17 protein-coding genes and 2 tRNA genes are annotated in these 18,945 nt (G+C 70.9%); 3 read left to right on the forward strand and 16 right to left on the reverse strand.

The features are described 5' to 3' along the window. Positions 1 to 13: 13 nt before the first annotated feature. The 3 genes from ACZ4AA_RS02340 to leuS form a co-directional block, all read right to left on the reverse strand. Positions 14 to 859, reverse strand: a complete 846-nt coding sequence (locus ACZ4AA_RS02340) for a DegV family protein (protein ID WP_467593896.1) — start codon at positions 857 to 859, stop codon at positions 14 to 16. 72 nt (positions 860 to 931) lie between these two features. Next, positions 932 to 1,663: a hypothetical protein gene (locus ACZ4AA_RS02345; protein WP_467593899.1), complete on the reverse strand. Its 732-nt coding sequence runs from the start codon at positions 1,661 to 1,663 to the stop codon at positions 932 to 934. 148 nt (positions 1,664 to 1,811) lie between these two features. Further along, the gene (leuS, locus tag ACZ4AA_RS02350) at positions 1,812 to 4,703 is read right to left on the reverse strand and encodes a leucine--tRNA ligase (protein ID WP_467593902.1); all 2,892 of its coding nucleotides are present in this window, start codon (positions 4,701 to 4,703) and stop codon (positions 1,812 to 1,814) included. A 407-nt stretch (positions 4,704 to 5,110) separates the two neighbouring features. Between leuS and ACZ4AA_RS02355 the strand changes: the two genes are divergently transcribed. Further along, positions 5,111 to 6,400 carry a cytochrome b/b6 domain-containing protein gene (locus tag ACZ4AA_RS02355; protein WP_467593905.1) on the forward strand — a complete coding sequence of 430 codons (1,290 nt, stop codon included), beginning with the start codon at positions 5,111 to 5,113 and terminating at the stop codon, positions 6,398 to 6,400. Next, entirely contained in the window at positions 6,400 to 8,019 is a 1,620-nt protein-coding gene (locus ACZ4AA_RS02360) for an NADH-ubiquinone oxidoreductase-F iron-sulfur binding region domain-containing protein (RefSeq protein WP_467593908.1), read from the forward strand. The genes ACZ4AA_RS02355 and ACZ4AA_RS02360 overlap by 1 nt, the downstream gene beginning before the upstream one ends. 192 nt (positions 8,020 to 8,211) lie before the next feature. Here the strand turns inward: ACZ4AA_RS02360 and ACZ4AA_RS02365 are convergent. From ACZ4AA_RS02365 to ACZ4AA_RS02410, 10 genes are all read right to left on the reverse strand, one after another. Beyond that, positions 8,212 to 8,284: transfer RNA gene (locus tag ACZ4AA_RS02365), tRNA-Ala, on the reverse strand. A gap of 439 nt (positions 8,285 to 8,723) precedes the next feature. Then, positions 8,724 to 8,957, reverse strand: coding sequence for a DEAD/DEAH box helicase family protein (locus ACZ4AA_RS02370; protein WP_037618755.1), 234 nt, complete (start codon positions 8,955 to 8,957; stop codon positions 8,724 to 8,726). A gap of 3 nt (positions 8,958 to 8,960) precedes the next feature. Further along, positions 8,961 to 9,134 carry a hypothetical protein gene (locus ACZ4AA_RS02375; RefSeq protein ID WP_467593910.1) on the reverse strand — a complete coding sequence of 58 codons (174 nt, stop codon included), beginning with the start codon at positions 9,132 to 9,134 and terminating at the stop codon, positions 8,961 to 8,963. Between the two features lie 488 nt (positions 9,135 to 9,622). After that, positions 9,623 to 9,695, reverse strand: a tRNA-Ala gene (locus ACZ4AA_RS02380). A 117-nt stretch (positions 9,696 to 9,812) separates the two neighbouring features. After that, entirely contained in the window at positions 9,813 to 10,493 is a 681-nt protein-coding gene (locus ACZ4AA_RS02385; protein WP_467593912.1) for a histidine phosphatase family protein, read from the reverse strand. Then, on the reverse strand, positions 10,490 to 10,933 hold the full coding sequence (gene rsfS, locus ACZ4AA_RS02390) for a ribosome silencing factor (RefSeq protein WP_467593915.1): 444 nt from the start codon (positions 10,931 to 10,933) through the stop codon (positions 10,490 to 10,492). The genes ACZ4AA_RS02385 and rsfS overlap by 4 nt, the downstream gene beginning before the upstream one ends. A 124-nt stretch (positions 10,934 to 11,057) precedes the next feature. Next, positions 11,058 to 12,902: an LCP family protein gene (locus tag ACZ4AA_RS02395; RefSeq protein WP_467593917.1), complete on the reverse strand. Its 1,845-nt coding sequence runs from the start codon at positions 12,900 to 12,902 to the stop codon at positions 11,058 to 11,060. A 17-nt stretch (positions 12,903 to 12,919) separates the two neighbouring features. Next, on the reverse strand, positions 12,920 to 13,648 hold the full coding sequence (gene nadD / locus ACZ4AA_RS02400) for a nicotinate-nucleotide adenylyltransferase (protein WP_467593920.1): 729 nt from the start codon (positions 13,646 to 13,648) through the stop codon (positions 12,920 to 12,922). A gap of 68 nt (positions 13,649 to 13,716) precedes the next feature. Continuing rightward, the gene (locus ACZ4AA_RS02405) at positions 13,717 to 13,878 is read right to left on the reverse strand and encodes a hypothetical protein (protein WP_339129309.1); all 162 of its coding nucleotides are present in this window, start codon (positions 13,876 to 13,878) and stop codon (positions 13,717 to 13,719) included. A gap of 186 nt (positions 13,879 to 14,064) precedes the next feature. Then, positions 14,065 to 14,256 carry a hypothetical protein gene (locus ACZ4AA_RS02410; RefSeq protein ID WP_467595166.1) on the reverse strand — a complete coding sequence of 64 codons (192 nt, stop codon included), beginning with the start codon at positions 14,254 to 14,256 and terminating at the stop codon, positions 14,065 to 14,067. A gap of 70 nt (positions 14,257 to 14,326) precedes the next feature. Between ACZ4AA_RS02410 and ACZ4AA_RS02415 the strand changes: the two genes are divergently transcribed. Next, positions 14,327 to 15,514, forward strand: coding sequence for a M48 family metallopeptidase (locus ACZ4AA_RS02415; RefSeq protein WP_467593923.1), 1,188 nt, complete (start codon positions 14,327 to 14,329; stop codon positions 15,512 to 15,514). Positions 15,515 to 15,630: 116 nt separating this feature from the next. On the opposite strand, the gene ACZ4AA_RS02420 is transcribed toward ACZ4AA_RS02415, so the two are convergent. The 3 genes from ACZ4AA_RS02420 to ACZ4AA_RS02430 form a co-directional block, all read right to left on the reverse strand. Next, entirely contained in the window at positions 15,631 to 16,698 is a 1,068-nt protein-coding gene (locus tag ACZ4AA_RS02420) for an SCO2583 family membrane protein (protein WP_467593926.1), read from the reverse strand. Positions 16,699 to 16,821: 123 nt separating this feature from the next. Beyond that, the gene (locus ACZ4AA_RS02425; protein WP_467593928.1) at positions 16,822 to 17,424 is read right to left on the reverse strand and encodes an SCO2584 family spore wall biosynthesis protein; all 603 of its coding nucleotides are present in this window, start codon (positions 17,422 to 17,424) and stop codon (positions 16,822 to 16,824) included. A 234-nt stretch (positions 17,425 to 17,658) separates the two neighbouring features. Beyond that, positions 17,659 to 18,945 (reverse strand): glutamate-5-semialdehyde dehydrogenase, encoded by a 1,287-nt coding sequence (locus ACZ4AA_RS02430; RefSeq protein ID WP_467593930.1) that lies wholly within the window; start codon positions 18,943 to 18,945, stop codon positions 17,659 to 17,661.

The following is an 18,945-nucleotide window of genomic DNA, read 5'->3' on the forward strand; positions in this document are numbered from 1 at the left end:
GCCGGGCGGCTCCTCAGCGGTGTGACACGACCGCGGCCAGCAGACCGGGACCGGTGTGGGCTCCGATCACCGCACCCACCTCGCTGACGTGCAGCTCGGCGAGTCCCGGTACGCGTGCCCGCAGACGGTCCGCGAGGGCCGACGCCCGCTCCGGGGCCGCCAGATGGTGAACGGCGATGTCGACCTGTGCGCTGCCCGCCCGTTCGGCGACGATCTCCTCAAGGCGCGCGATCGCCTTGGACGACGTCCGGACCTTTTCGAGGAGTTCGATGCGGCCGTCGTGGAGTTGCAGGATCGGCTTCACCGCGAGCGCGGAGCCCAGCAGGGCCTGCGCGGTCCCGATCCTGCCGCCACGGCGCAGATAGTCGAGCGTGTCGACGTAGAAGTGGGCGGACATGCCCGCGGCCCGCTTCTCGGCGGCCGTGACCGCGTCGTCGACGGATCCGCCCGCCTCCGCGGACTCGGCGGCGGCCAGCGCGCAGAACCCGAGGGCCATGGCGACCATCCCGGTGTCGACGACGCGCACCGGGACGGGGGCCTCGCGCGCCGCGAGCACCGCGGCGTCGTAGGTGCCCGAGAACTCGGAGGACAGGTGCAGCGAGACGATGCCTGTGGCCCCGGACTCGGCGACCTGGCGGTAGGTCGCGGCGAACGTCTCGGGGCTGGGCCGGGACGTCGTGACGGGGCGCCGCTTCTGGAGTGCCTGGGCGAGGGAGCGGGCCGAGATCTCGGTGCCCTCTTCGAGCGCCTGGTCCCCGAGGACCACGGTCAGGGGAACCGATGTGATGCCGTGGCGCTCCATCGTCCACGGCGGCAGGTAGGCCGTTGAATCGGTGACGATCGCGACATGGCGGGACATGAGCTGGAGATTACCTGGCGGGGCGGGTGCGCGGCAGCCCGGCCCCTTCCACCTGCGGCGGGAACGGCCGGATCATGTCGTGCTCTCGGGGCGGGGCTTCTTCTGCCAAGGGTAGGTGGGCCGTTGGCCGGGGGGTGTGATCGCCGAACGCCCGGGCCGGTCCTCGGGACGGGACCGAGGGCTCGCCGGCCCGGTCCGCCCCTCGGGGACGCCCGTGTCCGTGGCGGGAGCGTCCGGCCAGGACGTGGCGGGACCCGGCTCCTTGGTCCAGTGGCGCAGCGCGCCGGCCTCCACGTCGATCTGGGCGCTCAGGGTGTCCAGGTCGTCGCCCGCGAAGCGGTGGGCCCGGTCGCGGGCCGCCCAGCGCAGCGAGTCCGCCGACCGCGTGATCCGCTGGGTGCGCTCGCGCAGGCCGGGCAGCCGGGTGGCCAGGGTGCCGCGGTCGGGCTCGGCCTCCAGGCGCTTGAGTTCGGCGTCCAGCTCGTGGCCGTGCGTGCTGAGCCGCTCGAAGAGGTTCAGGGACTCCTTGAGGGACTCGTCCTCCACGGCGCACGCCTGGAGCGCTTCCTGGGTGGCGCGCATCGAGGTGCGCAGTGCCAGTCTGAGCTGGGCGAGCTCGCCCTGGGGGCCGGGCTGGGCGAAGGTCTTGGCGCGCAGGGTGGTGTCCTCCACCGTGCGGCGTGCCTGCGAGATGGTGCGGTCCACACCGCGTTTGGCGGCGCCGACCACCTTCACCGTCGCGTACGCGCCGAACACCACGAACAGCAGGAAGAGCAAGGCGATTACGGTGATCACGGTCCCCATCACACTCCTCCTCCGACCGGCCGCGGCTCCTGGTGCCGCGCTCTCAACGGTAAACGCTGCGGGCAGGTCCGGAGTTCCGAAAGAACCCCGAACCTGCCCGTAGGGGACTACCCCGAGCCGTCACACGGACCGGTCCGTGCCGCGGCGGCTACGCGGTGACGATGTTCACGAGCTTCGGCGCGCGCACGATCACCTTGCGGATCCCGGCGCCGTCCAGCGCGGCGACGACCTTCTCGTCGGCCAGCGCCACCTTCTCCAGCTCCGCGTCGGTGATCGACGGGGAGACCTCCAGGCGGGCCTTGACCTTGCCCTTGATCTGCACGACGCAGGTCACGGCCTCGTCGATGACATACGCGGGGTCGGCGACGGGGAAGTCCTGGTGGACGACCGAGTCGGCGTGGCCCAGCTTGCTCCACAGCTCCTCGGCGATGTGCGGGGCCAGCGGCGCGACCATCAGCACCAGCGCCTCGGCGACGGGGCGCGCCAGCGGGCCGCCCACCTTGGTCAGGTGGTTGTTCAGCTCGGTGACCTTGGCGATGGCGGTGTTGAACCGCATGCCCTCCAGGTCCTGGCGGACACCGTCGATGGCCTTGTGCAGGGCGCGCAGCGTGTCCTCGTCCGGCTCGGCGGAGACGACCGTGACCTCGCCGGTGGCCTCGTCGACGACATTGCGCCACAGCCGCTGGAGCAGGCGGTACTGGCCCACGACCGCGCGCGTGTCCCACGGGCGGGACACGTCCAGGGGACCCATCGCCATCTCGTACAGGCGCAGGGTGTCCGCTCCGTACTCGGCGCAGATCTCGTCCGGGGTGACGGCGTTCTTCAGGGACTTGCCCATCTTGCCCAGCAGCCGGGAGACCTTCTCGCCCTGGTGGTAGTACGCGCCGTCGCGCTCCTCCACCTCGGCGGCCGGTACGGCGATGCCGCGGCTGTCGCGGTACACGTAGGCCTGGATCATGCCCTGGTTGAACAGCTTGTGGAACGGTTCGGCCGAGGAGACGTGGCCCAGGTCGAACAGGACCTTGGACCAGAAGCGCGCGTACAGCAGGTGCAGCACGGCGTGCTCGGCGCCGCCGACGTACAGGTCGACGCCGCCCGTGGGCTGACCCTCGCGCGGGCCCATCCAGTACTGCTCGATGGCCGGGTCGACCAGGGCGTCGTCGTTGTGCGGGTCCAGGTAGCGCAGTTCGTACCAGCAGGAACCGGCCCAGTTGGGCATGGTGTTGGTCTCGCGGCGGTACTTCCGGGGGCCGCGGCCGTCCTCCAGGTCCAGGGTGACGTTCACCCAGTCCTCGTTGCGGGACAGCGGGGTCTCGGGGGAGGTGTTCGCGTCGTCCGGGTCGAAGGTGCGCGGGGAGTAGTCCTCGACCTCCGGCAGCTCCAGCGGCAGCATCGACTCGGGCAGCGAGTGGGCGACGCCGTCCTCGTCGTAGACGATCGGGAAGGGCTCGCCCCAGTAGCGCTGGCGGCTGAACAGCCAGTCGCGCAGCCGGAAGTTGACCGTGCCCTCGCCGATGCCCCGGCGCGCCAGCCACTCCGTGATGCGCGCCTTGGCGTCGACGACGCCCAGACCGTCCAGGGAGATGTCCTCGCCGGCGGAGTTGACGATCTTCGCGTCGTACGAGGCGAAGGCGTCGTCCCAGGTGGAGGCGTCGGTGCCGCGGTCGTCCGAGGGCTCGACCACGCAGCGCATGGGCAGCTCGAAGGCGCGCGCGAACGCGAAGTCGCGGCTGTCGTGCGCCGGGACGGCCATGATCGCGCCGGTGCCGTAGCCCATCAGCACGTAGTCGGCGATGAAGACCGGGACCTTCTCGCCGTTGACCGGGTTGGTGGCGAACGTGCCGGTGAAGACGCCGGTCTTGTCCTTGGCCTCGGCCTGGCGCTCGACGTCGGACTTCGAGGCGGCCTGCGCGCGGTAGGCGGCGACGGCCTCGGCCGGCGTCGCGTGACCGCCGGTCCACACGTCGTGGGTGCCCTCGGGCCAGGCGTCCGGGGTGAACTTCTCGACCAGCGGGTGTTCCGGCGCCAGCACCATGTAGGTGGCGCCGAACAGGGTGTCCTGCCGGGTGGTGAAGACCGTGATCGCTTCGCCGTCGATCGGGAAGTCGACGCGGGCGCCCTCGGAGCGGCCGATCCAGTTGCGCTGCTGGAGCTTGATGGCCTCGGGCCAGTCCAGCGCGTCCAGGTCGTCCAGCAGGCGGTCCGCGTAGGCGGTGATCCGCATGTTCCACTGGCGCAGCTTGGCCTTGAAGACAGGGAAGTTGCCGCGCTCGCTGCGGCCGTCGGAGGTGACCTCCTCGTTGGCCAGGACGGTGCCCAGACCGGGGCACCAGTTGACCGGCGCTTCGGAGGCGTACGCCAGGCGGTAGCCGCTCAGGACCTCGGCGCGCTCTCCCGCGCTCAGTTCGTTCCACGCGCGCGTGGTGCCGCCGACGGCGGGGACGGCACGCTCACCGCTCTCGAACTGGGCGACCAGGGCGGAGACGGGGCGGGCCTTGTCGGCCTCGTCGTCGTACCAGGAGTTGAAGATCCGCAGGAAGATCCACTGGGTCCACTTGTAGTACTCCGGGTCGATCGTGGCGAACGACCGGCGCTTGTCGTGGCCCAGGCCCAGCGCGCGCAGCTGGACCTTCATGTTCTCCATGTTGGCCTCGGTGGACACGCGCGGGTGCGTACCGGTCTGCACGGCGTACTGCTCGGCGGGCAGGCCGAAGGCGTCGAAGCCCAGGGTGTGCAGGACGTTGTGGCCGGTCATCCGCTGGAACCGGGCGTACACGTCGGTGGCGATGTAACCCAGGGGGTGGCCCACGTGCAGACCCGCGCCCGAGGGGTACGGGAACATGTCCATGATGAACTTCTTGGGCCGGGCGGCCAGCTCGGGGTCCCCGCCCAGGTCGCCGGTGGGGTTCGGGGCCTCGTACGTCCCCTCGGCGTCCCAGAAGTCCTGCCAGCGTGCCTCGATGTCGGCGGCCAGGGCTGCCGTGTAGCGGTGCGGCGCGGCCGACTCTGCGGTGGCGGCAGCGGTGTTCGTCTCGCTCATGTCCTCAAAGCTCCATCGATCGTCTCTGCCAGCAGAAATGAAAAAACCCCTCGCACAGGAGGGGACGCCGCGCTGATGCCGACCACGATGCGTCAGCGGTCGGGACTGATCAGCGCGGCTCGCTAAGCAGAAGGCGTACGGCACGCATGGCGTCAGGGTACCGCAGCGCCCGCGCGGGCCGCGACGAGCTTCCGGGCGCTCCTGATACCCGGAACGGCCCCCGGTACCCGTGAAGATCGTTGACCGATGTTCAAATTTTACTTCGCTTAACGGACGCTTGCGGACAACACAAAGACCTCATTGCCCTTTGGTAACAACGCAATAACTCAAACGTTGAGCTCGGGGCCGTTTCTCGACCTAGAGTGCGCCTTCGGGACCGCTTCCCCGAACCGTAGGGAGTACCCCTCATGAACCCTCGCCGTACCAACAGCTCGCTTCCCCGGATGGGCCGTTCGGCCTACGGGGCGGCGTCGGCTGCCGCCCTGATCCTCATACCCGCGATCGTGCTGGTGGGAGGCAACGCAGTCCAGGACTTCCTGAACTTCGGTGCCGGCGTCCTGTCGCTGGTCTCCCTGACCTGCTCGGTGATCTGGGGCCTGGTCGCCCAGGACCGGCTCCTCCTCGACACACGTCAGCGGATCGTCGCGCAGGGCGTGCACCGTGTGACCGCCGTCGCCTCGATCGCGTTCCTCCTGGTGCACATCACCGTCAAGCTGGCACTGGACCACACCGTCCTGATCGCCGCGCTGATCCCCTTCAGCCTGGGCGTCACGGGCCTCGGAGGGCTCATCGGCCTCGGCTCGCTGGCCGGCCTCCTCATGATCTTCGTAGGCATCACCGGCGCGCTGCGCAACCAGTTCGCCGGGCAGGGCGTGGTCGCCGCCCGCTGGCGCGCGATGCACATGCTGGCCTACCCCGCACTGTGCGCCGCCCTCGTCCACGGCTTGTTCGCGGGCCGGGCGGCGAAGCCCTTCTTCATGATCTCGTACGAGCTGTGCCTGGTCGGCGTCATGGGCGCCCTCCTGCTGCGGGCTGCCCCGAACGCCTTCAAGCACAAGGTCGCGGCGCGGATCCTGGCGCTCACCGGCGGCGGCGGCGCCCGCGACTTCCGCGAGGAGCTGGACGCGTCCCGCGCCGCCGCGATGGGGTCGCCGCAGGGTCCTGGAGGCCGCGCCGAGCGGCGCTCCGCAGCCGAGGACGGCGTCCCGTCCCCGCGCAAGGAGCGCAAGGAGTCCTCGTCCACGCTGTTCGGCGGCGCGCAGGCCGCCGCGGACACGGCCGGCTTCGCCGCGGCCTACCGGACCACCGCGACGCCCGGCAACGCACCGGCCATGCCGGGGACGCAGCAGTTCCCCATGCCCGTGAACGCGCAGCCCACAGAGACGTTTCCCCTCGCCGGCAACAGCGCCGCGCAGGGTTCCTGGCCGGCCCCCCAGGCGGCCCCCGTGGGCGAGGCCCCGGCATCGGCGTACGACCCGCTCCAGGACACCGGATACACCACCCCCGTCTACGGCAATCCGGCCGCCGGAAGCTACGGCACGAGTGATGTGTACAACACCGGTGAGACGAACGCGTCCTACCGCACGTACAACACCAACGACACGTACGACAGCGGTCCCGCGACTGACGTACTGCCGGGCGCCTTCGACGCTCCTGGCTCCGGTGAATCATGGAATGCCCCTTCCGGAGGCTTTTAGTGAACGAGGCCCTGCCCGACGTCCCGGAAGTCCGCGTGGTCGGACTTCCGCAGCTCACGTCGGGTTTCGACCTGGTTGAACGCCTTGATCTGCCCATGCACCTCAAGGTGCACGGTCCGCTCGAACCCCTGGGGGGAGAAGACCTCGCCAGCCTCGCCGAGGACATCAATCTGAAGGGACGCGGCGGGGCGGGCTTCCCGTTCGGCAAGAAACTCCGCTCGGTGGCCGAATCGGCCATCAAGAAGGGCATCCGCCCGGTCGTGGTCGTCAACGGAAGCGAGGACGAACCGGCCTGCCGCAAGGACACGGTGCTCATCAACCGTGCCCCGCACCTCATCCTCGACGGCGCCCTCCTGGTCGCGGAGGCCATGGGCGCCCGCACGCTCGTGATCGGCGTGACCCGCGAGTCCACGCAGCGCTCCATGGAGGCGGCGCTGGCCGAGCGGGGGCTGAGCAACCGCAGGGGCTCGCCCCTGCGCGCGCGCGTGCAGCGCAACCCCGTGCGCATGGTGACCGGCGCGGCCGCGTCGCTGATCCGCTCGATCGACGGCGGCCCCGCGGTGCCGCCCGGCCGCAAGGTCAGCGCGTCCCAGTCGGGCGTCGGGGGCGCACCCACCCTCCTGTCGAACGCCGAGACGTTCGCGCAGCTGGCCATCGCCGCCCGCATCGGCCCCGACCGCTACCGCAACACGGGTCTGTACGACGAGCCCGGCACCGTCCTGCTCACCGTCTCGGGCGCGGTCGCGCGCCCCATGGTGATCGAGGTCCCCACCGGCGTACCCCTGCGTTACGTGCTCCAGCTGGCCGGTGCCCCGGCGATGCCCCAGGGCGTCCTGACCGGCGGCTACCACGGCAAGTGGCTCGACGCGGCGACGGTCAACGAGGCGATCGTCTCGCGGGACTCCCTGGCCGCGGTGGGCGGCGCGCTCGGCGCCGGCGCGATCCTCCCCATCACCCAGGAGACCTGTCCCCTCGGCGAGTCGCTGCGCGTGGCGCAGTGGCTGGCCGACGAGAGCGCGGGCCAGTGCGGTCCCTGCTATCTCGGTCTGCCCGCCGCGGCACGCGGCCTGGCGGACATCCTCAACGGCGGCGGCCCGGCCGCGCTGGAGGCGGTGAAGCAGGTCGCCAAGTCGGTGAAGCGACGCGGTGCCTGCTCCCACCCGGACGGTTCGGCGATGTTCATCGAGTCGACCCTGAAGGCGTTCACGGACGACCTGGCCGCGCATGTCCTCGGAAACGGCTGCGGAAGGCCCGTGGAGGGCGTTCTGCCGCTCTTCGAGGACGGTCAGGTTCCCATGGGCGTCCTGACCGGTCCCGGTGAGCAGGAGGCGGGTCCCAGCCGCCAGAAGATCTTCGTCGACTGGACCCTGTGCCGTGGGCACGGTCTGTGCGCCGACCTTCTCCCCGAGGTCTTCGAACTGGGCGCCGACGGCTTCCCGACCGTGGCGCAGGCCTCGGTGCCGCGGTTCGCCGAGGCCAAGGCCCTGCGTGCGGTGCGGCGCTGCCCGGCGCTCGCGCTGCGCATCGAGGAGGACACCAGGGGGGCGTCGTCGTCGCGCAACAACCTGCCGGTCCTCTCCCAGGGACGCGGGCGCCGCGCGCTCGGCAGCGGCCGCTGACACGAAGGAGCGGGCCACCGGTTGCCGGTGGCCCGCCTTCGGCGTGTTCCGCCCGGTCGCCCTACCTCGTTCCGGCCCGGTCGCCACACCTGTTCCGTCGGAGGCGCGACCGCGGGGCGGGAGTTACCGCGGGAATGCCCGGGAAACGAAGAAGCGGACCACCCTGTTCGGATGATCCGCTTTCAACGTCTGTGGAGCTAAGGAGAATTGAACTCCTGACCTCCTGCATGCCATGCAGGCGCTCTACCAACTGAGCTATAGCCCCTTGTGGCCACGCGGTCGAACCGCGTTTTCACCGTGTCGCCCGGTTTCCCCGGCGGCGACGCCAACATTACACGGTTCCCCAGGTGAACCACCAAATCGTTTCCCGTGTGTACCGATTCGGGCGCCATGTCGCATTTTCTGGAGGTGCGGGCATGAACACCGGGCGGACGGCCGGGGCCGAAGAGGGGCGCAGGACCCCTGGGTGCCCGCCGGGCCGCCGGGCCGCCGCCCGCCGGCGTTCACGGGCTCTCGCGGGCTTCCACGGGCCTCACGGCGGCCCGTTCGGCTCCAGGGGCCCTGAGGGAGCCCGGGGTCCGCTCCGGGGCGGCCAGGCCTCCCGCTCGGGCGCGGCCGGGAGGAGCGGGGCCAGGAACCAGAAGACCCCCGGGGCAGAAGCCTCCCGGGGGTCACGCGGTCCAGGGGGTCGTACGGTCCTGGGGTCAGGCCGTGGCGAACGAGTAGAACCGCTTGAGCGTGCAGTGCTCGTCGAGGAGCCGCGCGTAGATCGGCTCGCCCTCGAGCTCCCGATACGTCTCGATCGGGTCGCCTTTTATGATCAGCGCCCGTGCGCATTCCTCGCACCAGTACTGGTAGTCGTGGTTGACCGGCTCCATGTCGCGGACGATCGGCGTACCACTGCCGCACCAATCGCATTTCCGCCTGTGCGCACCCATCAATCAGCTCCAGCTGTGGCCGCAGGCCGTGCACACGTAGGAGATTCCACCGTTGTCACCGAGAACCTGGGCAACGTGGACCGATCCACAGGAAGGGCAGTCGAGGAGGGTGACTTTCTTACGGTTCAGTGCCACTTCGAGGAGATCGTCGACCTCCTCGAGGATGCTGGCAGGCATCGCTACTCCCTCCCGTCGGGCCGCGCCCCCTTCCGGCCGTTTGATTCTGCCACGGCCGGAGCAATACGGTCAGCGACGCCTGCGTACCAGTCCGGACACGGGCACCCGGCAGGGCTGTGGCGGGCGGCGCATACGAGCACGCCGGGAGCGCGTCCGCAGAGGTATACGCCCCAGAGACCCCAAGTGACTCAAGCGGGTTCCCGATGAATGTGCCGAAGACCACGGCGTCCACGGGACGGGAGCGGGCTTGGCCGCCGCCGGCCGCCTGTCGCTGGTCGGTGATGTCGGCTGCCCCGTCCACCGATCAGGTCCGTCGCCCGCATCCTCGTCCGCGCCCTCATCGGCCGACCGCGGTCGCCAACTGCGCCCGCCTCGCCGCCTTCTCCGAAGGCGAGGCCTCAACTCGGGGACGGACAAAGAAAGATCCCGCTCCCTGACGGGAACGGGATCTTTCATCACTCTCTCGACGACTCCGGAGAGTCTGTCCGTGGAGCTAAGGAGAATTGAACTCCTGACCTCCTGCATGCCATGCAGGCGCTCTACCAACTGAGCTATAGCCCCTTGCGTTCTTCCCGCCCTGCGGGCCGAACAAGAAGAACTTTAGCCTGCGACCAGCCGGAAAGTGAAATCCGGTCCCGGCGGGCCCGGGCGACCGGACGGGGAGCCGTCCGGCACCCCTCAGTCGTCGTCGCCGAGGACCGGCTCCGGCAGTGTGCCGGCGTTGTGCTCCAGGAGCCGCCAGCCGCGCGCGCCCTCACCGAGGACGGACCAGCAGCAGTTCGACAGACCGCCGAGGCCCTCCCAGTGCGGGGACTCAAGACCGAGCAGACGGCCGATGGTGGTGCGGATCGTGCCGCCGTGACTGACGACCACGAGGGTGCCGTCGTCCGGGAGCTTGTCCGCGTGCCGCAGCACCACGGGGGCGGCGCGGTCGGCGACCTCGGTCTCCAGCTCGCCCCCGCCGCGCCGCACCGGCTCACCGCGCTTCCACGCGGCGTACTGCTCACCGTGGCGGGCGATGATCTCCTCGTGCGTCAGGCCCTGCCAGACGCCCGCGTAGGTCTCGCGCAGGCCCTCGTCGTGGGTGACGTCGAGGCCGGTGAGAGCGGCCAGTTCGGCGGCCGTGGCCGCGGCGCGCCGGAGGTCCGAGGCGACGATGGCGTCGGGCTTCAGCGAGGCGAGTAGCCGGGCGGCGCGACGTGCCTGCCCGATGCCCGTCTCGGTCAGCTCGACATCGGTCGAGCCCTGGAAGCGGCGGTCCACGTTCCAGGAGGTCTGGCCGTGGCGCCACAGGATGACGCGACGGCCCCGGCCCGGCTTGCGCTCGTCGGCCGAGGCCCCTCGGGCCTCGGCGCTCACCGCAGTTCCCCCAGGCCGGCGGAGTCCTCCTCGGTCTGGAACTTGGCGTGCTCGGCGGCCTTGCCGCGGGTGGCCTTGGCCTCCTCGGGCAGGTCCAGCTCCGGGCAGTCCTTCCACAGGCGCTCCAGGGCGTAGAAGACCCGCTCCTCGCTGTGCTGGACGTGCACCACGATGTCGACGTAGTCGAGCAGCACCCAGCGTGCCTCGCGGTCGCCCTCGCGGCGCACCGGCTTGGCACCGAGCTCCTTGTTCAGGCGCTCCTCGATCTCGTCGACGATCGCCTTGACCTGGCGGTCGTTGGGCGCGGACGCCAGCAGGAAGGCGTCGGTGATGGAGAGAACATCGCTGACGTCGTAGGCGATGATGTCGTGCGCGAGCTTGTCTGCTGCCGCCTGTGCGGCGGTCTTGATGAGCTCGATGGAGCGGTCCGTGGCGGTCACTACGCGGCTTTCCGTCGGCGGTCGGTTACGACTCAAGGGTCTCACGGACCGCCGAGGACACCCCACGCGTTTCTCCGGCCACGCCCCGGGCCGTCCCCGGGGCGTGACGCCGGCCACCCGTGGGTCACCCCGTCGGGGTACTGATGATCTTGTAGTCCTGGCCGAGGACGACGGACACGTCCGCGTTGCCACCGGCCTTGCCCTTGGTCACGGCGCTGGTCGGCAGGCCCAGGGTCTTGGCGACCTCGACGGCGTCCGCCTTCCTGGCCGGATCGCCGTACGTGATCCGGGACACGCTCTGGGCGGCGGAGGTGCCGGAGTCCAGGAACGTGTAGCCGCCGTTGACGAGGACGACTCGGGCCTGGCTGGTGGCCGTCTTCAGTCCGGTGGCGTTCTCGATGCCGACGCGGACCGCGGAGCCGGCGTCGGGGCTCTTGGCCGTGCCGCCGAGTACGTCCTTGATCACGCTGCTGGAGGCGCTCGCGCTCAAGGTGCCGTCCTGCTGCACGGGCAGCAGCGCGGTCTTGTAGTCGCCGCCCTTGGCGAGGTCGGCGAGCTTGGCGAGGAAGGCGCCGAGGTCCTGGTCGGTCAGGGACGGGTCGAGGATCTGGGCCAGGGTCTGCACGGTGGTGGTCGCGGCCTGCTTGTCCGAGGACAGCTTGCGCATCACGCCCTGCATGACCTGTCCGAACCGCTCCAGCTGCGCGTTCTGGGCCTCGCCGGGGGCACGGTAGGTGGCGTAGGCGACGGCCGTCTTGCCCGTGAGGGTCTGGTCCTCGCCCTTCTTGACGAGCGGTTCCTCGCCCTTCTTCTTGGCGGCGGGGTCGGGCACCGCGATGTTCGTGGTGACCTCGATGTTGCCGACGAGTTCGACGAGGTTGTTCAGGTACGGGGTGTCGAGCCGCCAGGTTCCCTGGATGTTGGTGCCCAGCACGGTGTCCAGCGCGTCCCGCGTACCGGAGGAGCCGTCGTTGTCGACGGACTTGGCGAGCGTGGTCGTCGAGCTGTCGTCGTCCGTCAGGGCCAGGGAGTTGGGCAGCAGGACGGTGGTGCCCTGCTTGGTGGTGGTGTTGTCGACGAGTAGGGCCGTCGAGGTGCCGCCGCCCTTGGTGTTGTGCAGATGGACGACGATCACGTCGCGCTTCTGCGCGGCGACGGGCGTCGAGGCGCCCGGCTTGGCGGCCGCGGCGGCGCCGGGCAGCTTGCCCGCGTACCAGAGGTAGCCCGCCCCGCCGACCACGGCCAGCGCCGCGACCACGACGAGGGCGACGACCCGGCTGCGGGCGCGGCGCTTGGCCTCCTCGCGGCGCTCGGTGCGGTTCTCCGTGAACTTCAGCCAGTCGATGACGTCCTCGGACTCGGCTTCCTGCTCCTCGACGAACGCGAACTGCTCGGTGCGGTAGTCGCGGTCGCTCCCGGGGGCGCCGTCCTCGGCCGGTCGGGCCTGCTGCGGGATGCGGGCGGCCTGCTCGGCGACCCGGGGCTGCCGGCCGGTGCTCGCGGCGCCCGCCGTGTCGGCGCCGCGCCCCTGTCCGTCGTACGGCGCCTGGACGGTCCCCGCCGCGCCGCCGCGGGGCGCACCCGTGCCGAACGGGTCGAAGGAGTCGTACGAGGAGACGGCCGGCTGCTGACCGGTGTCGTAGGGCGACACGGTCTCCTGTCGGCCGGTGTCATAGGGCGACACCGTTTCGTGGCGACCGGTGTCATAGGGCGACACGGTTTCGTGCTGGCCCGTGTCATAGGACGACGCGGTTTCTTGCTGGCCCGTGCCGTAGGGCCGGACAGGTTCCTGACGGCCCGTCGCATAGGGGTCGTAGCCGTAGCCCTGCTGCTGCCCGGCGTCGTAGCCCGCGTACCCCTGGGCGGGCTGCTGCGGGACCGGCCGGTACACCGGCTGTCCGTACTCGTCGTAGCCGACGAGCTCGTACTGCTGGTCGCCGCCCGCGTATCCGTCGTATCGGTCGTTCACCGGGTGCCCCTCTCGGCTCACTGGCCGCGGTACAGCTCACGCTTGTCGATGTAGCGCACCACACCGTCCGGCACCAGGTACCAGACGGGGTCGCCCTTGGCGACTCTCGCACGGCAGTCTGTGGACGAGATGGCGAGCGCGGGAACCTCGACCAGCGAGACACCGCCCTCCGGGAGTCCCGGGTCGGTCAGGGTGTGACCGGGCCGGGTGACCCCGATGAAGTGCGCGAGGGAGAACAGTTCTTCCGTGTAGCGCCAGGTGAGGATCTGGCCGAGCGCGTCCGCGCCGGTGATGAAGAAGAGATCCGCGTCGGGGTTGAGCGAGCGCAGGTCGCGCAGGGTGTCCGTCGTGTAGGTCGGGCCGCCGCGGTCGATGTCGATCCGGCTGACCGAGAACTGCGGGTTCTCGGCCGTGGCGATGACCGTCATCAGATAGCGGTCCTCGGCCGGGGTGACCGTGCGGTCGGTCTTCTGCCACGGCTGCCCGGTCGGCACGAACACCACCTGGTCGAGGTGGAACTGCGCGGCGACCTCGCTGGCCGCGACCAGGTGTCCGTGGTGGATCGGGTCGAAGGTGCCGCCCATGACTCCGAGCCGGCGCTTGCCCGGATTCGAGGGGGCGTTGCCGGGGCCGATCACCAGGCGCTTCGAGCCGCCGGCCGCCGCGCCCGCGCCGCCCGTGGCGTCGCCGACGGCGCCGCTCTCCGTGTCATTCGCCGGACCGGTAGGCATGTCCTGCTCTCCCATGCGTGCAGACCCTACCGGCCCGGCCGAGGGGCTCCGGCCGACAGGGGCCCCGTGCGGGCCCTCGGGGCTCAGCGGTCGCGGTTGAAGCGCGTCGTGATCCACAGCAGCAGAAGCAGGATGAACAGGGCCCCGCCGCCGGTCAGGTACGGGCTGAGGCTCTCGTGGTTGCCGCCGTTCTCGCCCTCGGCGACGACGGTGGCCAACTGTGCGGCGGTGTGCTGGATGCTCATCTCGGCAAGACCTATCCGATGAGGGTCCCCCCGCTCGACCTGGATCGAGAGGTGGGGAGGGCGGGATGAAGATGTCGGCCCATCGTATGCGGGCGCCTACGCCGCGAACACGCCGACTCCGCCGTTGGGTACGGCGCTCCGGCGCCGTCGGGTACGGCGCTCCGGCCGCGGGGCTCCGGCCGGCCGTCAGTCGTCGCGCTTGTAGCCGCGCAGCAGGAACCAGGCGGCCAGGACCACGCCGATGATCATGACGATCAGCACGACGCGGAGCAGATTGCCCGGACCCTGCTTGTCTGCGGCCGCGGCGGCCTCGGTGAACCACGCGGCTGCGGGGATGTGCTCCATGTCGTACGACTCCTTCTCTGTACTGCCCGTCAAAGGTATCTCCGCCTAGGCTGGGCCCTGCCTTGGGGGCACATAGGGCACTCGGACGCGCATGGGGGAACACATGTCAGACGGCGGCCACGAACGGAACGGGCACGAGAAGGTGCCGAGCAGGCAGCGCAGGCGCTTCGCGGGGATCTCCTCGCGGGCCTACGAACACCCGGCGGACCGCTCGGCCCTGGTGGCCCTGCGCAGGCTCAGCGGCTTCGACACGGTCTTCAAGGCACTGAGCGGGCTGCTGCCCGAGCGCAGCCTGCGGCTGCTCTTCCTGTCCGACTCGGTGCGCGTCTCGGACGCCCAGTTCGCGCACCTGAACGACATGCTGCGGGACGCCTGTTACATCCTGGACCTGGAGAAGGTCCCGCCGATGTACGTGAACCAGGACCCGCAGCCGAACGCGATGTGCATCGGCCTGGACGATCCGATCATCGTGGTGACGACCGGGCTCGTCGAGCTGCTCGACGAGGAGGAGATGCGGGCGGTCGTCGGCCACGAGGTCGGACACGCGCTGTCCGGTCACGCGGTCTACCGCACGATCCTGCTGTTCCTCACCAGCCTCGCGGTCCGGGTCGCCTGGATCCCGCTGGGCAATCTCGCGATCATGACGATCGTGACGGCGCTGCGCGAGTGGTTCCGCAAGTCGGAGCTGTCCGCGGACCGGGCCGGACTGCTGGCCGGCCAGGACCTGCGGGCCTCGATGCGCGGTCTGATGAAGATCGCGGGCGGCAATCATCTGCACGAGATGAACGTGGACGCGTTCCTGGAGCAGGCCGAGGAGTACGAGTCGGCGGGCGACCTGCGGGATTCCGTGCTCAAGATCCTGAACGTGCTGCCGCGCACGCATCCCTTCACCGCGGTCCGGGCGGCCGAGCTGAAGAAGTGGGCGGAGTCCCGTGACTACCAGCGGATCATGGACGGCCACTACCCGCGGCGCGAGGAGGACAAGGACACCTCGGTGTCGGACTCCTTCCGGCAGTCGGCGGCCAGTTACGCGAGCGATGTGAAGAGCTCGAAGGACCCGCTGATGAAGCTGGTCAGCGACATCGCGGGCGGCGCGGGAGACCTCGGGGGCCGGGTACGGCGCGGCTTCGGGGGCTTCGCGGGCGGCACGACCAAGGACGGCACGGCCGACGCGTCCGACGGGAAGGCCGAGGGCGACGGCGCCGGACGGACCCCGCGCGAGGACCGCCCCGGCGACGGGGACACGGACTCGGACGCGGGCAAGGACGGGAACGGGAACGGCCGGGACTGATGCGCCGGGCGGGGCGGGGTCCCGAGGACGGCTCGCACCGCGGAGCGCGGTCGAGCCACCGGACGGAGAAGCCCCGCCCGGCTGTCCGGGCCTTCCGGGCTGTCCGGATCGTCGGGTCACACCTTCGGCTGCGCGCTCCGGGCCAGTGAGCCGCACACGGCGGTGGCGCTGCCGGTGGCGTACGGGTCGGTGCCGGCCGGACCGCCCGCCTTCGCCGTCTCGCCCGCGAGCAGCGGCCGCAGCCGGCTCACCGAGTCGTCGGAGCAGGCGAGCGGACCGGCCTGGACGTAGGAGGTGACCAGTTCGGCCTGGTGCATGCGCAGGTCGTCCCGGTCGAAGCGGAAGGTCAGCTCGCGCCGGACGGTGAACAGGGAGGCCTTGGCCTGCGCGTTCGCACCCGTCGGCTTCAGCGCGTAGACGAAGGTGTGGTCGGCGACGACCTCCAGGGTGTTCGTGTCGGACTCGGCGGCCTGGAGGGTGCCCTGCACCCGGATCCCCTTGTCGGCGAGCTGCGTACGGGCCGCGTCGAAGCGGATCAGCCAGCCGGTCGGGGTGTGCCGTCCGTCGGCGGCCGGCTGGTCGAAGCTCTGGTCGAACTGGTCGAGCTGGCGCGGGTCGAGCAGGATCCGTACGGGCCGGGTGGCGCCTCCGGTCAGGACGCTCGGGTCGAGGGACGACTCCACGAGGTAGTCCTTGGCGGTGGTCAGGGCGGTGACGACCTGGTCCTCGGAGAAGTGGGCGGTGCGCCGGACGGCCGGCATGGTGATGCCCTCGGCGCCGATGCGGAACTGGGCGGCGGGGCTGTTCCGGTACAGCTGGTCGGTGCCGGCGGCGCCGGGGACGGCGGTCTGCGGGGCGAGCGGGATCACCGTCATCCGCAGCGGCTCGGCCGTCTGGGTGACGGTGGTCGGGTACGGGTGCCGTACGCCCAGGTAGATCGCGGTGCCGAAGGCCATGGCTATCAGCAGGACGAGGATCAGTGCCTGCCGGGACAGCCCGCGTTGCAGGGGCGGCCGGCGGCGTACGGCCGGGCTGTGGTCGGCCATCCGTTCCTGGGCGGAGAACTCCTGGAGGCGGGCAGCGCGGACGAACGACTCGTCGAAGACGACGGATCGGTACTCGTCCTCGCCACCGGCGGGAGCACCCTCGGGTGTCCCCTCAGGTGGGTCTCCAGGCCCGCCCATACCTTCAGAGTAGGTCTCCGGAGGCTCCGGTAAACGCTGTGGTGCGCGACAAGTTCTGACAGGTTCCCACCAGGCCGGTCACGCTGTGCGACGGACGCGGGCGCCCCGGCGTGAACACCCGCGTCAGGGTGTCCGCGGTACCGCCGACACCGTCGCCCGGGGAAGGGCCGGGGAGGAGGACGGGCCCGGGCCGGTGATCTTCTCCTGGCCCTGTTCGAGACCGGAGGAGGCGGGTGAGGGGACCTGGTCCCGGCCGCCGGAGGAGGCACCGCGGTAGACCGCGGTGAAGGCGAGGGCGACCATGCCGATGCCCATGACGAGCGCGAGGATCCAGGCCACGGGGCGGTGCCAGCGGATCTGCTTGCCGTAGGGCCGGCCGTACAGCCCCGGGAAGCCGTGGCGGCCCTCCAGGACCTCGGAGTCGTCCGGGTCGTCCAGGTCGGGATCGTGGGCGAAGTCGGGGCCGAAGGCGTCCTCGTAGCGCTCGTCGTCGCCGCGTGCGCCGCGGGCGTGCGCCCGGCGGGCCTCGGCCTCGGAGGCCTCGGCACGGGCCTGGGCCGCCGCGAGCAGCCTCTCCACGGCGGTCGGTTCGTGGAACGTCGCCGCCCGTACGAAGTCCTCGTCGAAGACCACGGAGGCGAACTCTTCGTCCGCACCCCCGCGGTCGTGGTCGTCGTCGGGCTCCCAGCCGTCAGGGAACGGCGTGCCCCCCACGTCCTCCGGCACGGATCCAGAGTAGACCTGAGGGGTCAATTTGGGCAGACGGTACGGAAATTCGTCTTCCCGGGTGACCGCGCCCGAGTGGACCGAGAGCCGTGAGCCGTCCGCCGCGCGCCCCGCGCCCGTCATCGCGCCGCCCGTACGTCCGGCACGCGCCCCGGAAGCCTCGTACGCCCGTACGAGGCCGTCTCCGGGCCCGCCGGGGCGGTTGCGGGACCCGCGCGCCCCGGCCGGGGGATCTCAGCGGCGGATGTGGCCGTCGCCCGTGACGATGTACTTGGTGCTCGTCAGCTCCGGCAGTCCCATCGGGCCGCGCGCGTGGAGCTTCTGCGTGGAGATGCCGATCTCGGCGCCGAAGCCGAACTGGCCGCCGTCGGTGAAGCGGGTCGAGGCGTTCACGGCGACGGTCGTGGAGTCGACGAGCTGGGTGAAGCGACGGGCGGCCTGCTGCGAGGTGGTGACGATGGCCTCGGTGTGGCCGGAACTCCACAGCCGGATGTGGGACACGGCCCTGTCGAGCGAGTCGACGACCGCCGCGGCGATGTCGTAGGAGAGGTACTCGGTGTCCCAGTCCTCGGCCGTGGCCTCCACGACGGTGGCCTTGGAGTCCTTGGCGAAGGCGAGGACCCGCTCGTCGGCGTGCACGGTGACCCCGGCGTCCGCGAGAGCGTCCAGCGCGCGCGGCAGGAACGCGGCGGCGATGTCCTGGTGGACCAGGAGGGTCTCGGCCGAGTTGCAGACGCTGGGGCGCTGGGCCTTGGAGTTGATCAGGATGTCGACGGCCATGTCGAGGTCGGCCTGGGCGTCGACGTACACGTGGCAGTTGCCGGTGCCGGTCTCGATGACCGGGACGGTGGACTCCTGGACGACCGTGCGGATCAGGGAGGCGCCGCCGCGCGGGATGAGGACGTCGACCAGACCGCGGGCGCGCATCAGCTCACGGACCGACTCGCGGCCCTCTCCGGGGACGAGCTGGATCGCGTCGGCGGGCAGTCCGGCACCGCCGACGGCGTCGCGCAGCACGCGTACGAGGGCCGTGTTCGACTCGTAGGCGGAGGACGAGCCGCGCAGCAGGACCGCGTTGCCCGACTTCAGGCACAGGGCGGCCGCGTCGACGGTCACGTTCGGGCGGGCCTCGTAGATGATCCCGACGACGCCGAGGGGGACGCGGACCTGGCGCAGGTCGATGCCGTTCGGAAGGGTGGAGCCGCGAACGACCTCGCCGACCGGGTCGGGCAGCGCCACGACGTCACGGACGTCGGAGGCGATCGCGCGCACCCGCTCGGGGGCGAGCGTGAGCCGGTCGATGATGCTCTCGCTCGTCCCGGCCTCACGGGCCTTGGCGATGTCCTTCGCGTTGGCGGCGACGATCTCGCTCGTACGGACCTCCAGCGCGTCCGCGATCGCGAGCAGCGCGTCGTCCTTCTCGGCCCGCGGCAGCGGCGCCAGGTCGGCGGCAGCGGACTTCGCGCGATAGGCGGCCTGGGCCACCGGGGACATGGAGTCGTACGGCGAGAGCGTGGTCAT

Source organism: Streptomyces sp. NPDC024698, from assembly GCF_055559015.1.